The organism is Hydrogenophaga sp. T2 (genome assembly GCF_049843535.1).
Taxonomy (GTDB): Bacteria; Pseudomonadota; Gammaproteobacteria; order Burkholderiales; family Burkholderiaceae_C; genus Hydrogenophaga; species Hydrogenophaga crocea.
Window position 1 is genome coordinate 643,481 of the sequence record NZ_JBBHZJ010000003.1, and the last position, 13,642, is coordinate 657,122.

Here is a 13,642-nt window from a genome sequence, read left to right on the forward strand (position 1 = left end):
CCATGGCCCTCGTCTCCATGCGCGAACTGCTCGACCATGCCGCCGCCAACGGCTATGGCATCCCGGCGTTCAACGTGAACAACCTCGAACAGGTGCAGGCCGTGATGGCCGCGGCCGACGAAGTGGGCGCGCCGGTGATCCTGCAGGCCAGCGCGGGCGCTCGCAAGTACGCGGGCGAGCCCTTCATCAAGCACCTGATCCAGGCCGCGATCGAGATGTACCCGCACATCCCGCTCGTGATGCACCAGGACCACGGCCAGAGCCCCGACGTCTGCCGCGGCGCGATCGACCTCGGCTTCTCGTCCGTGATGATGGACGGCAGCCTCGAGGCCGACGGCAAGACCATCGCCAGCTACGACTACAACGTCGAGGTGACCCGCAAGGTGGTGGACATGGCCCACAAGCTGGGCGTGACGGTCGAAGGCGAGCTGGGCTGCCTGGGCAGCCTGGAAACCATGAAAGGCGACAAGGAAGACGGCCACGGCACCGACGCCACCATGACGCGCGAGCAGCTGCTGACCGACCCCGAGCAGGCCGCCGACTTCGTCAAGAAGACCCAGCTCGACGCGCTCGCCATCGCCATCGGCACCAGCCACGGCGCCTACAAGTTCACCCGCAAGCCCACGGGCGACATCCTGGCCATCGACCGCATCGCCGAGATCCACCGCCGCCTGCCCAACACCCACCTGGTGATGCACGGTTCGTCCAGCGTGCCGCAGGAGCTGCTGGCGCAGATCAACCAGTACGGCGGCAAGATGAAGGAAACCTACGGCGTGCCCGTCGAGGAAATCCAGAAGGCCATCCAGTTCGGCGTGCGCAAGATCAACATCGACACCGACATCCGCCTGGCCATGACCGGCGCGGTGCGCAAGTTCCTCACCGAGAACCCCGACAAGTTCGACGCCCGCGAGTGGCTCAAGCCCGCGCGCGAGGCCGCCAAGCAGGTCTGCAAGCAGCGCTACATCGAGTTCGGCTGCGAAGGCCAGGCCGGCAAGATCAAGGGCGAGCCGCTGCAGGTGGTGGCCGCCAAGTACGCCAAGGGCGAACTGGCGCAAGTGGTGAACTGAGGCCGCGCCGGCTTCAGTCTTCCCACGCGGCGGCCTGGATGGCCGCCACGATCTCGCGTCCCGTGCGCACCAGCGCGGGCGCGAAATCCTCGTGCAGCAGCGCACCGCGCAGCCGCGCTGCCGGCCCGCCCACGGTGAGCGCCAGCGGCTCGCGGCCGTCGCCCAGGTCCAGCGCCACACCGATCGCGGCGATCTCCTGCTCCCATTCCGAGGCCGAGGCCACGTAGCCGCACTGCGCGTGGTCGGCCTCGGCGCGCCGCAGGCCGGCCTCGCGCGCGGGCCAGCGCACCGGGTCTTCGGCCTGCAGCCGGCGCGCGATCAGCGCGCGCATGCCCGGCGTCGACGCACACCACATCGCGCGTCCCATGGCCGTTTCGGCGAACGGCAGCCGCGTGCCCACGTCCAGGCCCAGCAGCAGCCGCGCCGTGCTGCGGCAATGCGCCACGTAAACCACCGAGGTGTCGTGCCGCACCCCGAGCGAGATCGCGGCCTGCGTGTGCTCGGCCAGCGCTTCCATGAAAGGCCGCGCGATGCGCCCGATCTGGAAGTTCGACAGCATGCTGAAGCCCAGCGTGAGCACCGCGGGGCCGAGCGCGTACTCGCCGGTGGCCGCGCGGTGGCGCAGGTAGCCCAGGCTGCACAGCGTGAACGTCAGTCGCGAGACCGTGGCCTGCGGCAGGCCGCTGCGCCGGGCGAGCGCCTGGTGCGCGAGCCAGCGGTCCGCCGGGCCGAAGCAGCGCAGCAGCGCCAGGCCGCGCGCGAGCGCGGTCACGAAGCGGCGGTCCTGGGCGGGGTCGGCGCCGGCGTCCGGGGTGGGCGGGGTCAGGCGCTGTCGGCCCATGGCGGCTCCTTTTCTGCAGATCGGAATACCCACCGCCGTCGGCGACGGCTTATTCCGCGGATCGGAATTCTCGGGCCAGTCCGTCGGATGGCAGGTGCTCGCTTTCCCTGAACCGCATTGACGGCAGCGGGCGCAGCGCCGCATATTGAACTCGCTGCCCACCGTGTTCCGATCAGCGGAATAACCGCACCCCATGACGCCCGCCGCCGCCCCGCACTGGCCCCCCGAGCTGCCGCACCACCTGGCGCTGCCGCCCACGCACGTCTTTCACAACCTCGAGGCCTCGGCCGCGCGGCACCCGGACAAGCCCTTCATCGTCTTCTACGGCTCGGTGCTCACCTACGGCCAGGCGCTGCGCGAGGCCGAGCGCCTGGCCGGCCACCTGCAGCAGCGCTGCGGCGTGCGCGCCGGCGACCGCGTGCTGCTGTGCCTGCAGAACAGCCCGCAGTGGGCGCTGGCCTTCTACGCCATCCTGCGCGCCAACGCGGTGGTGGTGCCGGTGAACCCCATGAACCGCGTCGAAGAGCTGCGCCACTGCATCGCCGACAGCGGCGCGCGCGTGGCCTTCGTGGCGCAAGACCTGCTGCCCCAGCTGCAGCCGCTGCTCGCGCCCGCGGGCGAGGCCGGCCTGCAGCGCGTCCTCGTCGCCACCTACAGCGACCACCTGCACACGCCCACCGACCTGCGCGTGCCCGACTTCGTGCTGGCGCCGCGCGCGCCGCTCGACGACCCGCGCTGCACCGCCTGGGCCGACGCGCTCGCCGACGCGCCCGCGCCCGGCCCCGTCACCACCGGCCCCGACGACCTCTGCGCCCTGCCCTACACCTCGGGCACCACCGGCCTGCCCAAGGGCTGCATGCACACGCACCGCAGCGTGATGGCCACGCTGGTGGGCGGCGTGCGCTGGTTCGGCACCACGGCCGACGCGGTCTGCCTCTCGGTGCTGCCCTTCTTCCACGTCACCGGCCTGGCGGGCAGCCTCAACGGGCCACTGTACGCGGGCGCCACGCTGGTGGTGCTCGCCCGCTGGGACCGCGAGGTGGCCGCGCTGTGCATGCAGCGCCACCGCGTCACCATGTGGCAGGCCATCTCCACCATGGTGATCGACTTCCTGGCCCAGCCCGGCCTCGAACGCTTCGACCTCTCGAGCCTGACCTGCGTGCGCGGCGGCGGCGCAGCCATGCCCGAGGCGCTGGCCGCGCGCCTGAAAGCGCTCACGGGCCGCGACTACATCGAGGGCTACGGCATGACCGAGACCATGGCCGCGACCCACATCAACCCGCTGCACCGGCCCAAGCGCCAGTGCCTGGGCCTGCCGGTGTTCGACGTGGACGCGCGCGTGATCGACCCCGAGACCCTGGCCGAGCGGCCCACGGGCGAAACCGGCGAGATCGTGGTGCACGGCCCGCAGCTCATGCAGGGCTACTGGAACCACCCGCAGGCCACGCGGGAGGCCTTCATCGACATCGACGGCAATCGCTTCCTGCGCACCGGCGACCTCGGCCACGTCGACGCCGAGGGCTACTTCTTCATGACCGACCGGCTCAAGCGCATGATCAACGCGAGCGGCTACAAGGTCTGGCCCGCCGAGGTGGAGGCCCTGCTCTACCACCACCCCGCGATCCAGGAGGCCTGCGTGATCGGCGCGCGCGACGCGCGCCGCGGCGAGACCGTGAAAGCGCTGGTGGTGCTGCGGCCCGAGCACCGCGGCCGGCTCGCCGAACAGGAGCTGATCGACTGGGCGCACGGCCACATGGCGGCCTACAAGAGCCCGCGCATCGTCGAATTCGTGGACGCGCTGCCCCGTTCGGGCAGCGGCAAGGTGATGTGGCGCGAACTGCAGGCGCAGCAGGCCGCGCGCGACGCCGCGTCCATTCCCTGATTTCCCGCCCCGCCACCCGGCAGAACAACCGCAAGGAGACACCGCGATGACCCCCACCGACCCGTCCACCGCCCCCACCATCGGCCGCCGGCGCCTGCTGCTCGCCGGCCTCGCGGCCGGCACCGCCGCGCCCTGGATCGGCGCGCAGGCCCAGAGCTACCCGAGCCGGCCCATCACGCTCATCGTGCCCTGGCCCGCGGGCGGCTCCACCGACCGCCACCTGCGCACGCTGGCCGAGATCGCGAGCAAGCACCTGGGCCAGTCCATCGTGATCGAGAACCGCCCCGGCGCGGGCGGCACGCTGGGCCCGGCCACCATGGCGCAGACCGCCAGGCCCGACGGCTACACCATCGCCCAGTTCCCGCTCGGCATGCTGCGCATGCCGCACATGCAGAAGACCGCCTGGGACCCGCTCAACGACTTCACCTACATCATCGGCGTCTCGGGCTACACCTTCGGCCTCACGGTGAAGGCCGACTCGCCCTACAAGACCTTCAAGGACTACATCGAGGCCGCGCGCAAGCAGCCGGGCCAGATCAACTACGGCTCGACCGGCACCGGCAGCAGCCCGCACCTGCTGATGGAAGAACTGGCCGGCAACGCCAAGGTGCAGCTCACGCACATCCCGTTCAAGGGCAACGCCGACCTGCAGGCCGCGCTGCTGGGCGGGCACATCATGGCCCAGAGCGACGCCAGCGGCTGGGACAAATACGTCGACGGCGGTCAGATGCGCCTGCTCGTGACCTTCGGCGAGCAGCGCACCCAGCGCTGGCCCGAGGTGCCCACGGCGCAGGAGCTCGGCTACGGCGTGGTGTCCACCTCGCCCTACGGCCTGGCCGGCCCCAAGGGCATGGACCCGGCCGTGGTGAAGACCCTGCACGACGCCTTCAAGAAAGCCATGGACGACCCCAAGCACATGGAAGTGCTGGGCCAGCTCAACCAGGCCGTGTGGTACCGCAACGGCGACGACTACCGCAAGTGGGCCGGCGAAACCTTCGCCAAGGACAAGGCCCTGATCGAGCGGCTGGGGCTGGCGGCCAAGTGAGCGCGGGGCCGCGGACCGGGCCTTGACCGGCCCGCGCGGCAACTTGCGATAATCCCGCCGAACTGCGCAAGGCCCGTTGAGCGTTCAACGGGCCTTTTTCTTGCCCTTCGATCACCCCTGCCGTGCCATGACCTCTGCCCTGCACACGTCCAATCTCACGTCGCTGCCGCTGCTCGCGCGCGGCAAGGTGCGCGACAACTACGCCGTGGGCGACGACCGCATCCTCATGGTGGCCAGCGACCGCATCAGCGCCTTCGACGTGATCATGGGCGAGCCCATCCCGGGCAAGGGCGAGTTGCTCACGCGGCTGTCGCTGTACTGGTTCGACCGCCTGGGCCCCAAGGGCCTGGGCATCTGCCCCATCCACCTCACGGGCGAAGACCCCGAGAGCGTGGTCACGCCCGAGGAGCGCGCGCAGGTGCGCGGCCGCTCCATGCTCGTGCAGCGGCTCAAGCCCATCCCGGTCGAGGCCGTGGTGCGCGGCTACCTCGCGGGCAGCGGCTGGAAGGAGTACCAGGACAGCCGCTCGGTCTGCGGCGTGAAGCTGCCCGAAGGCCTCCAGAACGCCTCCAAGCTGCCCGAGCCCATCTACACGCCGGCCGCCAAGGCCGCGGTGGGCGAGCACGACGAGAACATCACCTACGAGCGCACCGTGGAAATGGTGGGCGCGGACATCGCGGCCCAGGTGCGCGACACCGCGATCGCGCTCTACAAGGCCGCGGCCGCGATCGCGCTCGAGAAGGGCATCATCATCGCCGACACCAAGTTCGAGTTCGGCCTCGATGCCGCGGGCCGCGTGGTGCTGATGGACGAGGTGCTCACGCCCGACAGCTCGCGCTACTGGCCCGCCGAGCAGTACGTGGTGGGCAGCAACCCGCCGAGCTACGACAAGCAGTTCCTGCGCGACTGGCTCGAACAGGCCAAGGTGAGCGGCAAGCCCTGGGACAAGACCCCGCCCGCGCCGCGCCTGCCGCGCGAGGTGATCGAAAAAACCGCCGAGAAGTACCGCGAGGCGCTCACGCGCCTGATCGGGTGATGGGGCCCCTCAGCTGAGCACCACCGACGAGAGCCGGCGGCGGTAGGTCGCCACCACCGGGTCTTCGGGCGGCACCTGGCCTTCGGCCACCTTGGGCTTGGGCGGCTCGATCACGTCGAGGATCGCGATGTAGGTCTTGCGCGCGAGGTCCTCGCTCCAGGCCTTGTCGCGCATCAGGATCTCCAGCAGCTCGTCCATCGCGGCGGTCCACTGGTTGTAGGCCATGAGCAGTTGCGCGCGCGCAAAGCGCGCGTCGAAGTTGCGCTTGTTGGCCGCGATCGCGGCGTCGAGCTCGGCCATGCGCGACTCGGGATCGGCCACGTTCGCCTGAGCGTCGCGCGCGTCCATCCAGCGCTTGAGCGAGTCGAGCCGGCGCACCGCGCCGGCCTTGGCGATCACGGGCGCGAAGGCCACCTTGGCCTCGTCATCCTCGCCGAGTTCGAGCAGCAGCTTCACGAGGTCGAAGCGCGCGTCGTCGTTGTCGGGCGCGGCCTGCACCGCCTGGCGCAGCCGCTCGATCGCGCCCTCCATGTCGCCATCGGCCAGGGCCTCGTGCGCGGCCGCCTCGTCCGCCTCGGCCTCGACCTCGCCCGCGCTGGGCACGTGCTTGTCGAGGAAGGCCTTGATCTGGCCCTCGGGCAGCGCGCCCATGAAGCCGTCGACCGGCTGGCCGTTCTTGAGCAGCACGCAGGTGGGAATGCTGCGGATGCCGAAGGCCTGGGCCAGCTGCTGCTCCTGGTCGGAGTCGATCTTGACCAGCTTGAAGCGGCCCGCGTACTCGGCCTCGAGCTTCTCGAGGATGGGGCCGATGACCTTGCAGGGCCCGCACCAGGGGGCCCAGAAATCCACCAGCACAGGGGTCTGCATGGAGGCTTCGATGACCTCGGCTTCGAAGTTGGCGATGGTGACGTCGATCATGGCGGGCGCGCGCGGGCCGGGGGCCGCGGGGGTGAAACGTAAAATCGCGACTTTACCGGAGGCCCCGCGGGCCGAAAGCCGAATGCCATGAACCCCATCCCCGTGGGCGTGGTCATGGGTTCCAGCAGCGACTGGGACACCATGCAGCACGCCGTGCAGATCCTTTCCCAGTTCGGCGTGGCGCACGAGGCGCGCGTGGTGTCGGCACACCGCATGCCCGACGACATGTTCGCCTACGCCGAAACGGCTGCGGGCCGCGGCCTGCAGGCCATCATCGCGGGCGCGGGCGGCGCCGCCCACCTGCCGGGCATGCTGGCCGCCAAGACCGTGGTGCCCGTACTCGGCGTGCCCGTGGCCAGCCGCCACCTGCAGGGCGTGGATTCGCTGCACAGCATCGTGCAGATGCCCAAGGGCGTGCCCGTGGCCACCTTCGCCATCGGCCCCGCGGGCGCGGCCAACGCCGCGCTGTTCGCGGTGGCCCTGCTCGCCAACCACGACCCGGCACTGCGCGCAAAGCTCGAGGCCTTCCGCGCCGAGCAGACCGAAGTGGCGCGCGCCATGGTCGTCCCGCCGCCCGCGTCATGAGCGCCCCCACCCCCCTGCTCCCGGGCGCGCTCGGCGCCGACGGCCGTCCCATCACGCTGGGTGTCATGGGCGGCGGCCAGCTCGGCCGCATGTTCGTGCAGGCCGCGCAGGCCATGGGCTACTTCACCGCCGTGCTCGACCCCGATGCCGACAGCCCCGCGGGCCTGGTGAGCCACCACCACGTGAAGGCCGCGTACGACGACCCGGCCGGCCTGGCCGAGCTCGCGCGCCTGAGCCACGCCATCACCACCGAATTCGAGAACGTGCCCGCGCCCGCGCTGGCCACGCTCGCGCAGCAGCGCCCGGTGGCGCCGGCCGCGGCCTGCGTCGCCATCGCACAAGACCGGCTGCAGGAGAAGACCCACTTCGAGCGCAGCGCCGCCCACGGCGGGGTGCGCCCCGCGCCGCATGCCGCCATCGAAACGCCCGAACAGCTCGCGGCCGTGCCGGCCGCGCTGCTGCCCGGCGTGCTCAAGACCGCGCGCATGGGCTACGACGGCAAGGGCCAGGTGCGCGTGAAAGACCGCGCCGAACTCGCCGCCGCCTGGGACCGCCTGGGCCGCGTGGCCTGCGTGCTCGAACGGCTCATGCCGCTGCGCGCCGAGTGCTCGGTGATCGTGGCGCGCGGCGCCGACGGCCAGTGCGTGGTCTTCCCGGTGCAGAAGAACACGCACCGCGACGGCATCCTCGCCATCACCGAGGTGCACGAAGGCGCGATCGACCCGGCCCTTGCGCAACGCGCGCAAGCCGCCACGCAGGCCATCGCGCAGCAAATCGGCTACGTGGGCGTGCTCTGCGTCGAGTACTTCATCGTCGACGACGGCCGGGGCGGCCTCGACCTCGTGGTCAACGAGATGGCGCCGCGTCCGCACAACAGCGGCCACTACACGCAGAACGCCTGCGACGTGTCGCAGTTCGAGGCCCAGGTGCGCGCGCTCGCGGGCCTGCCGCTGCGCACACCGGTGCAGCACAGCCCCGCGATCATGGTGAACCTGCTCGGCGACCTGTGGTTCGCGCCGAACGGCGTGCGCGCCCAGGCCAGCACCGAGGCGGTGAGCCCGCCCTGGGACGAACTGCTGGCCTTGCCGGGGACCCACCTGCACCTGTACGGCAAGCGCAGCGCGCGCGTGGGCCGCAAGATGGGCCACCTGAACATCACGGGCCCGAGCGTGGCGGCAGTGCGCGACACGGCGGCGCGCGCGCTCGCGCTGCTGGGCCTGCCCGCCCTGGACGCCTGAGGGCCGCGCCATGCCCCTGCTGCTTGGCCAGGACCCGGCCGCCATCGAGCAGGCGGCGCAGCGGCTGGCGCAAGGCGGGCTGGTGGGCCTGCCCACCGAAACCGTCTACGGCCTCGCGGCCGATGCCGAGAACGCCAGCGCGGTGCGCGGCATCTTCGCGGCCAAAGGCCGGCCAGCCGACCACCCGCTGATCGTGCACGTGGGCCCCGACGCCCCGCGCACCGCGATCGACGCCTTCGCGCGCGAGGTGCCCGCCTTCGCCGAACGCCTGATCGCGGCCTTCTGGCCTGGCCCGCTCACGCTGATCCTGCCGCGCCGCGCCGATGTGGCCGCCGTGGCCGCGGGCGGCCAGGATTCGGTGGGCCTGCGCTGCCCTGCGCACCCGGTGGCGCAGGCCGTGCTGCGCGCCGCGGCGGCCCACGGCGTGCGCGGCCTGGCCGCGCCCAGCGCCAACCGCTTCGGCCGCGTGAGCCCCACCACGGCTGCGCACGTGGCCGAAGAATTCGCCGACCTCGGCGAGAGCGAGCTGCTGATCCTCGACGGCGGCGCCTGCCCCGTGGGCATCGAGTCGACCATCATCGACTGCACGCGTGGCCACCCGGTGCTGCTGCGCCCCGGCGTGCTCACGGCGGCGCAACTCGAAGCCGCCGCCGGCGAGCCGCTGCGCGCGCGCGACGGCGCCGCGCCGCGCGCCTCGGGCACGCTGGAATCGCACTACGCGCCGCGCGCCAAGGTGCGGCTGATGGACGCGAAGCAACTGCGTGCGGCCTTCCAGGTGCTGGGCCAGGACACGAAGCACATCGCGCTCTACGCCCGCAGCGCGATCGACGCCGCCCGCGGCACGCCCCAACGCCGCATGCCCGACAACGCGGTGGCCGCGGCGCAAGAACTGTTCGCGGTGCTGCGCGAACTCGACGCCACGGGCGTGCGATTGATCTGGGTGGAAACGCCGCCGGATGGGCCGGAATGGGATGGGGTGCGGGACCGCTTGGGGCGGGCGGCGGCTTGAGCGGCCAGGCTGTTCAGTTCAGGTAGGGAAACGCTTCGTCGACACCGGCGCGCTCGGCCTCTTCATTCCAGATGCGCTTGGCCACTTCATGGGGCATCTGGTGGGTGTAGAAGAACGGGTCCACCTCGGTGAAGTAGTCGAATGCCTCTCGATCCCTGTTCGCTTTCTGCGCCGCGAACATGGCACGCAGCATGTGGCGCACATGAAATTCATCGCCCCCGTCGCCGCCCCCACCACCGACCAGGTTGCCTTGCCAGATGCGCTTGTAGATGACGGCGCTCTTTGACACGTTGTCCCAGTAGATCGTGAAGGAGCTGCCGTCGTATTCACTGGTATCCATGCCAACTTTAAATGGCTCAAAACCATGTTCGGTCCTGAGGTAGATGCCACGTGGAAACTTGAGCAAGACAGGCATGCGATGGGGATTTTTGAACATCTCCATATGAGCCGACGTGATGACATCGCACCATCCGTCGCCATCAATATCGACCCATGTCACATCCACCGCATCGTCTTTTCGCCACTGTGCGGTCAGTCTTGTGATTGTCGACTCTGCATCTCCCTTCTGTCTTAGCCGATTCCAAGGCGAGAAAGTTTGCCACCCGAGCATGTCTCGCTTGCACGCCGGCATGTCGATCGTCCAATCCACCGTAGGAGTGGATGGACTGTTGGAAGATTCACTGGATGCCTTGGCTGCATAACCACCGAATACTGCCAATGCGCATACGAAAGCTAAGGCCTGCGTTCGACTCATTTCCACTCTCCTGCTACTTGAAGGCTCTCTTGGTTGGATCCAGTGCCATGCGCGGTACATGCAGGCGTACGCAGTGCACCTTGTCGAAGTCTTTCCAGATCGCTATCAATCCCTGGGAATACGCGAAGCCTCGTGCGATTGACAGATCGCTCACGTCAGAACCAGCGTTGTGAAAGTAGCCTAAACGCGTAGCGATGTCCTGCTCCGACTCGTTGGGGAACTGGCTGCGGTACTGCGCGTACTTCCAGCGAATCTCACGGTCCGAAATCAGGTCAAACTTCTGGCGGCTCTTGAACATCGCGTCGGTGTTTCCCACCATTGCAGCCTTGAGGGCCAGATCGGTGAACACAGCGGCAGTGGCAAAGCCTTGCCAGCCTTCGTTCCATATCTTTTGCCGCATATACGGGCGGAAACCGCGACGGGTCATGCCCAGATCGCTCAGAAGCATTTCGAACCTCTGTTCGTCGGTCGGGAGCACACCTTTTTGAAGTTGCAGGATGGCTGCTTCGTGAAGCACGGAGTAGGCAGTTTCGGCGCTGCCATGTCCCTTCGCCAAGTAATCCTGCATCAAGGCATGCATCTGTGCCCACTTCACCATCCTCACGTAGGTCACATACGCCTCACTGGTCGTGCTGCCCGGGACGTGCCCGAAGCCTGTCTCAATGGCGAACTGCTGCACTTGGTGGTCATCCGCAGGTTCGATGGGCGTACTGGGTGTCAACCGATCCTTCCAACCCACGATGACTCGGGATTCAAGGCGTCCACCCATCACATACACGCTGTGCATGCGCGCCCGCTCCAGCCGCTGTCTCAGCCCACTGTCCCTCCCCTGCGCATCCACAAACCCCAATAGCCGCCGCTCTTCGTCGGTCATGTTTGCCTGGCTGTCGAACAAGACACGCGAAGCCAGGTTGGCGCTCTTGCTCGGTGGCCGGGTGCCCGAAAACGTCAGCAAGCGATCCACGAACGTAGACACCACGAACTGCGTCGGCCCGTAGCTCGCGGGTGTGCCTGCGGGGTTCTGCGTGCCCGCGGGGCAGCCGGTCTGTGAGCAGTCCGCGCCGCCCGATTCCTTGAGCTCCACCGCGCGCTTGAGGCGCTGGAAGGCGCGCTCGGGCGTCATGCCCTGCTGGCAGCTCAGGCTGTCCTGGCCCTGGTCCACGCGCTGGCCGCCGGGGGCATCGTTCTGGCCGGCAACGCCGCCGGGCGACAAGGCGAGGCCGCGCAGTTGCACGGGCGGCAGCACCAGCCGGTCGCTGCCCGGGCAGGCGCCACCCAGGTACTTGTGCACCACATCCCCCTGCGTCTGCAGTTCGTCGAGCAGTTGCAGCGCGGCGGCGTCCTCGATGTCGAGCGTGAAGCTGTCGGGCGAGATCAGGTCGTTGACGTAGTACGCAACGAAGGCCAGGGCCGGGTCCACGTTGCCCGGTGCTGACGGTGTCCAGCGCGCGTAGGTGTCGCTCACGAAGGCCGTGTCCGATCCCGCGAGCGGGTTCGACGCCGACGCCAGGAAGCCGCCGCCGCGGTCGTACAGCACCTGCGTCTGCGCGTTCGCGCCCGGCAGGTCGCGCAGCCAGAACGCCCAGCGCCCGGCCACGGTGCTCGCGGCCACGGCCTCGGGCTCGGTGTCGATCAGGTAGTAGGTGAGGCGGGCCGCGCCATCGGGGTCGAAATAGGCCTCGGGCTGGCCGCCCGCGTAGGCGTACAGATCGAGCAGTTGCGGCGGCCGCACGCCGTGGAGGGCATCGGCGATGCCCGACGGGTCGGGGCTGATGAAGCGCCCCTCGCGCGCCTCGAAAAAGCGCGCGCCGTGCTGCTCCAGGCCGCTGTCGTCGTCGTGCACCTGGCCCACGTCGCGCAGCGGCTGGTGCAGGCCCGAAGGCGCTTCGTCGCGCCACACGGTCTGCCCGGCCTCGGTGGCGCGCAGCACGCGGCCCACGCCATCGGTGTGCAGGTGCCGCACGCGCGGCCCGAACACCAGGGCCTGCAAGGCCTGCCAGCCGCTCTCGGGGCCCATCACGATCTGCGCCACCGGCCGTTGGCCCAGGTGCACGTAGGCGTGGGTCATGCGGCCGCGCGCATCGGCCTCGGCCGCGAGGCGGCTGCCGTCGTAGACGCTCACGGTGGCGTGCGTGTGGCCGCGGGCGTCGGTCACCAGCTTGAGCACGCGGCGGCCGCGCGGGTCGTACAGGTAGCGGCTGTGGCCGCCGTCGTCGCGTGCGCTGTGCGCCAGTTGCCCGGCCGCGTTCCAGCGCAGCCGCTGCAGGCCCTGTTCGCTCAGCACGGTCGCGGGCAGACCGGCGGCGTCGTGGTGCAGGCCGGGGGGCGGCAGGGGCGGTGACGGGTCCGCTGGCGCAGGCGCATGGGCAAGCGCCTCGCCGGCCGTCGTGCCGGGCCCGCGTGGCACACCCGGCACCACAGGGTCGTAGCGGTCCACCGTGCCGTCCCCGTGGTGGAGCGCGAGGGCGCGCCGCCAGGGCATGCCGTCGGGCGCCTGCCATTCGATGCGGGCCAGGATCTCGCGCTCGCCGCCGAGCCCGCCGGGCAGCAGGCCCTGGACCGCAAGGCGCACCGCCCGACCACTCGCGTCGAGGGCCTGGGTCAGCGCCAGTGCCTGGCCCGTGGTGTCGGTGAGCACGCGGCCCAGCGCGCGGCCGGCCGCGTCTCGCCGGTGCGCGAGCGTGAACACCAGCGGCTGGGCCAGGACCGCCTGGAGCGCACCCGCCGGCTCGATGCGCAGCGTCTCGCTCGCCAGCGCGCCGCTCGCCGCGTGCGTGTAGCGAAGCCGGCGCGTGCCGTCGGCGTCGCTCACGCTTTCTTCGGTGAGCCGCCCCTGCACGTGGCGGCGCTCCACCACCTGCTCGGGCCCGGTGGCGCCCGGCGCGAAGCGTTCGATGCGGACCAGCCGGCCCGCCAGGTCCCAGGCCAGGCGCTGGCGCGCGCCGCGCGGGTCGGTGGTGTGCACGACGCGCCCGGCCGCGTCGTGCTGCGCGAACCGCCAGCCCTGGCCGGGGTTGCGAATGGCCACCACGCGGCCGAAGTCGTCGATCAGGCGGCGGGCCTGGGCGTGGGCATGACCGATCACCAGGGCCTGCTGTTCGGCGGCGCTGCCCGGGGGCCCCCAGGCGGCCTGCAGCAAGAGCGCGCCATCGGCGCTGCGCCAGGCCACGGGGCGGCCGAGTTCGTCGCGCTCGGGGTTCGGGCGGTCATCGGCCGCAAGGGGCTCGGGCCGCGCCGCAGGCGCCTGGACGGGCGGCAGTGGCGCGC

At 70.5% G+C, this 13,642-nt stretch carries 11 protein-coding genes; 7 read left to right on the forward strand and 4 right to left on the reverse strand.

All coding sequences use genetic code 11. From position 1 onward, the window contains the following. The first annotated feature begins 2 nt into the window (after nt 1–2). Nucleotides 3–1,067: a class II fructose-bisphosphate aldolase gene (gene fba / locus WDZ95_RS10065; protein ID WP_425778030.1), complete on the forward strand. Its 1,065-nt coding sequence runs from the start codon at nt 3–5 to the stop codon at nt 1,065–1,067. A gap of 13 nt (nt 1,068–1,080) precedes the next feature. On the opposite strand, the gene WDZ95_RS10070 is transcribed toward fba, so the two are convergent. After that, entirely contained in the window at nt 1,081–1,908 is an 828-nt protein-coding gene (locus tag WDZ95_RS10070; protein WP_425778032.1) for an IclR family transcriptional regulator, read from the reverse strand. A gap of 193 nt (nt 1,909–2,101) precedes the next feature. On the opposite strand from WDZ95_RS10070, the gene WDZ95_RS10075 reads away from it, so the two are divergent. The 3 genes from WDZ95_RS10075 to WDZ95_RS10085 all read left to right on the forward strand — a co-directional run bounded on the left by WDZ95_RS10075 (nt 2,102) and on the right by WDZ95_RS10085 (nt 5,871). After that, nucleotides 2,102–3,790, forward strand: coding sequence for a long-chain fatty acid--CoA ligase (locus tag WDZ95_RS10075; RefSeq protein WP_425778034.1), 1,689 nt, complete (start codon nt 2,102–2,104; stop codon nt 3,788–3,790). 46 nt (nt 3,791–3,836) lie between these two features. Continuing rightward, entirely contained in the window at nt 3,837–4,835 is a 999-nt protein-coding gene (locus tag WDZ95_RS10080; protein WP_425778036.1) for a tripartite tricarboxylate transporter substrate binding protein, read from the forward strand. Nucleotides 4,836–4,962: 127 nt separating this feature from the next. Further along, nucleotides 4,963–5,871, forward strand: coding sequence for a phosphoribosylaminoimidazolesuccinocarboxamide synthase (locus tag WDZ95_RS10085; RefSeq protein ID WP_425778038.1), 909 nt, complete (start codon nt 4,963–4,965; stop codon nt 5,869–5,871). A gap of 9 nt (nt 5,872–5,880) precedes the next feature. Here WDZ95_RS10085 and trxA read toward each other — a convergent pair whose 3' ends face one another. After that, nucleotides 5,881–6,789, reverse strand: a complete 909-nt coding sequence (gene trxA / locus WDZ95_RS10090; protein ID WP_425778040.1) for a thioredoxin — start codon at nt 6,787–6,789, stop codon at nt 5,881–5,883. A gap of 87 nt (nt 6,790–6,876) precedes the next feature. Here trxA and purE point away from each other — a divergent pair, with 87 nt between their 5' ends. Genes purE through WDZ95_RS10105 form a run of 3 tightly spaced genes read left to right on the forward strand, consistent with a single transcriptional unit; the run spans nt 6,877 to nt 9,621 of the window. Further along, nucleotides 6,877–7,374, forward strand: coding sequence for a 5-(carboxyamino)imidazole ribonucleotide mutase (gene purE / locus WDZ95_RS10095; protein ID WP_425778042.1), 498 nt, complete (start codon nt 6,877–6,879; stop codon nt 7,372–7,374). After that, nucleotides 7,371–8,612, forward strand: a complete 1,242-nt coding sequence (locus WDZ95_RS10100; RefSeq protein WP_425778044.1) for a 5-(carboxyamino)imidazole ribonucleotide synthase — start codon at nt 7,371–7,373, stop codon at nt 8,610–8,612. Before purE ends, WDZ95_RS10100 begins: the two co-directional genes overlap by 4 nt. A gap of 10 nt (nt 8,613–8,622) precedes the next feature. Then, nucleotides 8,623–9,621, forward strand: a complete 999-nt coding sequence (locus WDZ95_RS10105) for an L-threonylcarbamoyladenylate synthase (protein WP_425778046.1) — start codon at nt 8,623–8,625, stop codon at nt 9,619–9,621. Between the two features lie 13 nt (nt 9,622–9,634). On the opposite strand, the gene WDZ95_RS10110 is transcribed toward WDZ95_RS10105, so the two are convergent. After that, nucleotides 9,635–10,375, reverse strand: coding sequence for a hypothetical protein (locus WDZ95_RS10110; protein WP_425778048.1), 741 nt, complete (start codon nt 10,373–10,375; stop codon nt 9,635–9,637). A gap of 13 nt (nt 10,376–10,388) precedes the next feature. Continuing rightward, nucleotides 10,389–13,642 (reverse strand): RHS repeat domain-containing protein (locus tag WDZ95_RS10115; protein ID WP_425778050.1); only part of this gene is annotated, 3,254 nt, incomplete at its 5' end.

Bases quoted from the DNA above. Each gene is read 5' to 3' on its own strand.
- fba (WP_425778030.1), top strand. From the start codon at position 3: ATGGCCCTCGTCTCCATGCGCGAACTGCTCGACCATGCCGCCGCCAAC.
- WDZ95_RS10070 (WP_425778032.1), bottom strand. From the start codon at position 1,908: ATGGGCCGACAGCGCCTGACCCCGCCCACCCCGGACGCCGGCGCCGAC.
- WDZ95_RS10075 (WP_425778034.1), top strand. From the start codon at position 2,102: ATGACGCCCGCCGCCGCCCCGCACTGGCCCCCCGAGCTGCCGCACCAC.
- WDZ95_RS10080 (WP_425778036.1), top strand. From the start codon at position 3,837: ATGACCCCCACCGACCCGTCCACCGCCCCCACCATCGGCCGCCGGCGC.
- WDZ95_RS10085 (WP_425778038.1), top strand. From the start codon at position 4,963: ATGACCTCTGCCCTGCACACGTCCAATCTCACGTCGCTGCCGCTGCTC.
- trxA (WP_425778040.1), bottom strand. From the start codon at position 6,789: ATGATCGACGTCACCATCGCCAACTTCGAAGCCGAGGTCATCGAAGCC.
- purE (WP_425778042.1), top strand. From the start codon at position 6,877: ATGAACCCCATCCCCGTGGGCGTGGTCATGGGTTCCAGCAGCGACTGG.
- WDZ95_RS10100 (WP_425778044.1), top strand. From the start codon at position 7,371: ATGAGCGCCCCCACCCCCCTGCTCCCGGGCGCGCTCGGCGCCGACGGC.
- WDZ95_RS10105 (WP_425778046.1), top strand. From the start codon at position 8,623: ATGCCCCTGCTGCTTGGCCAGGACCCGGCCGCCATCGAGCAGGCGGCG.
- WDZ95_RS10110 (WP_425778048.1), bottom strand. From the start codon at position 10,375: ATGAGTCGAACGCAGGCCTTAGCTTTCGTATGCGCATTGGCAGTATTC.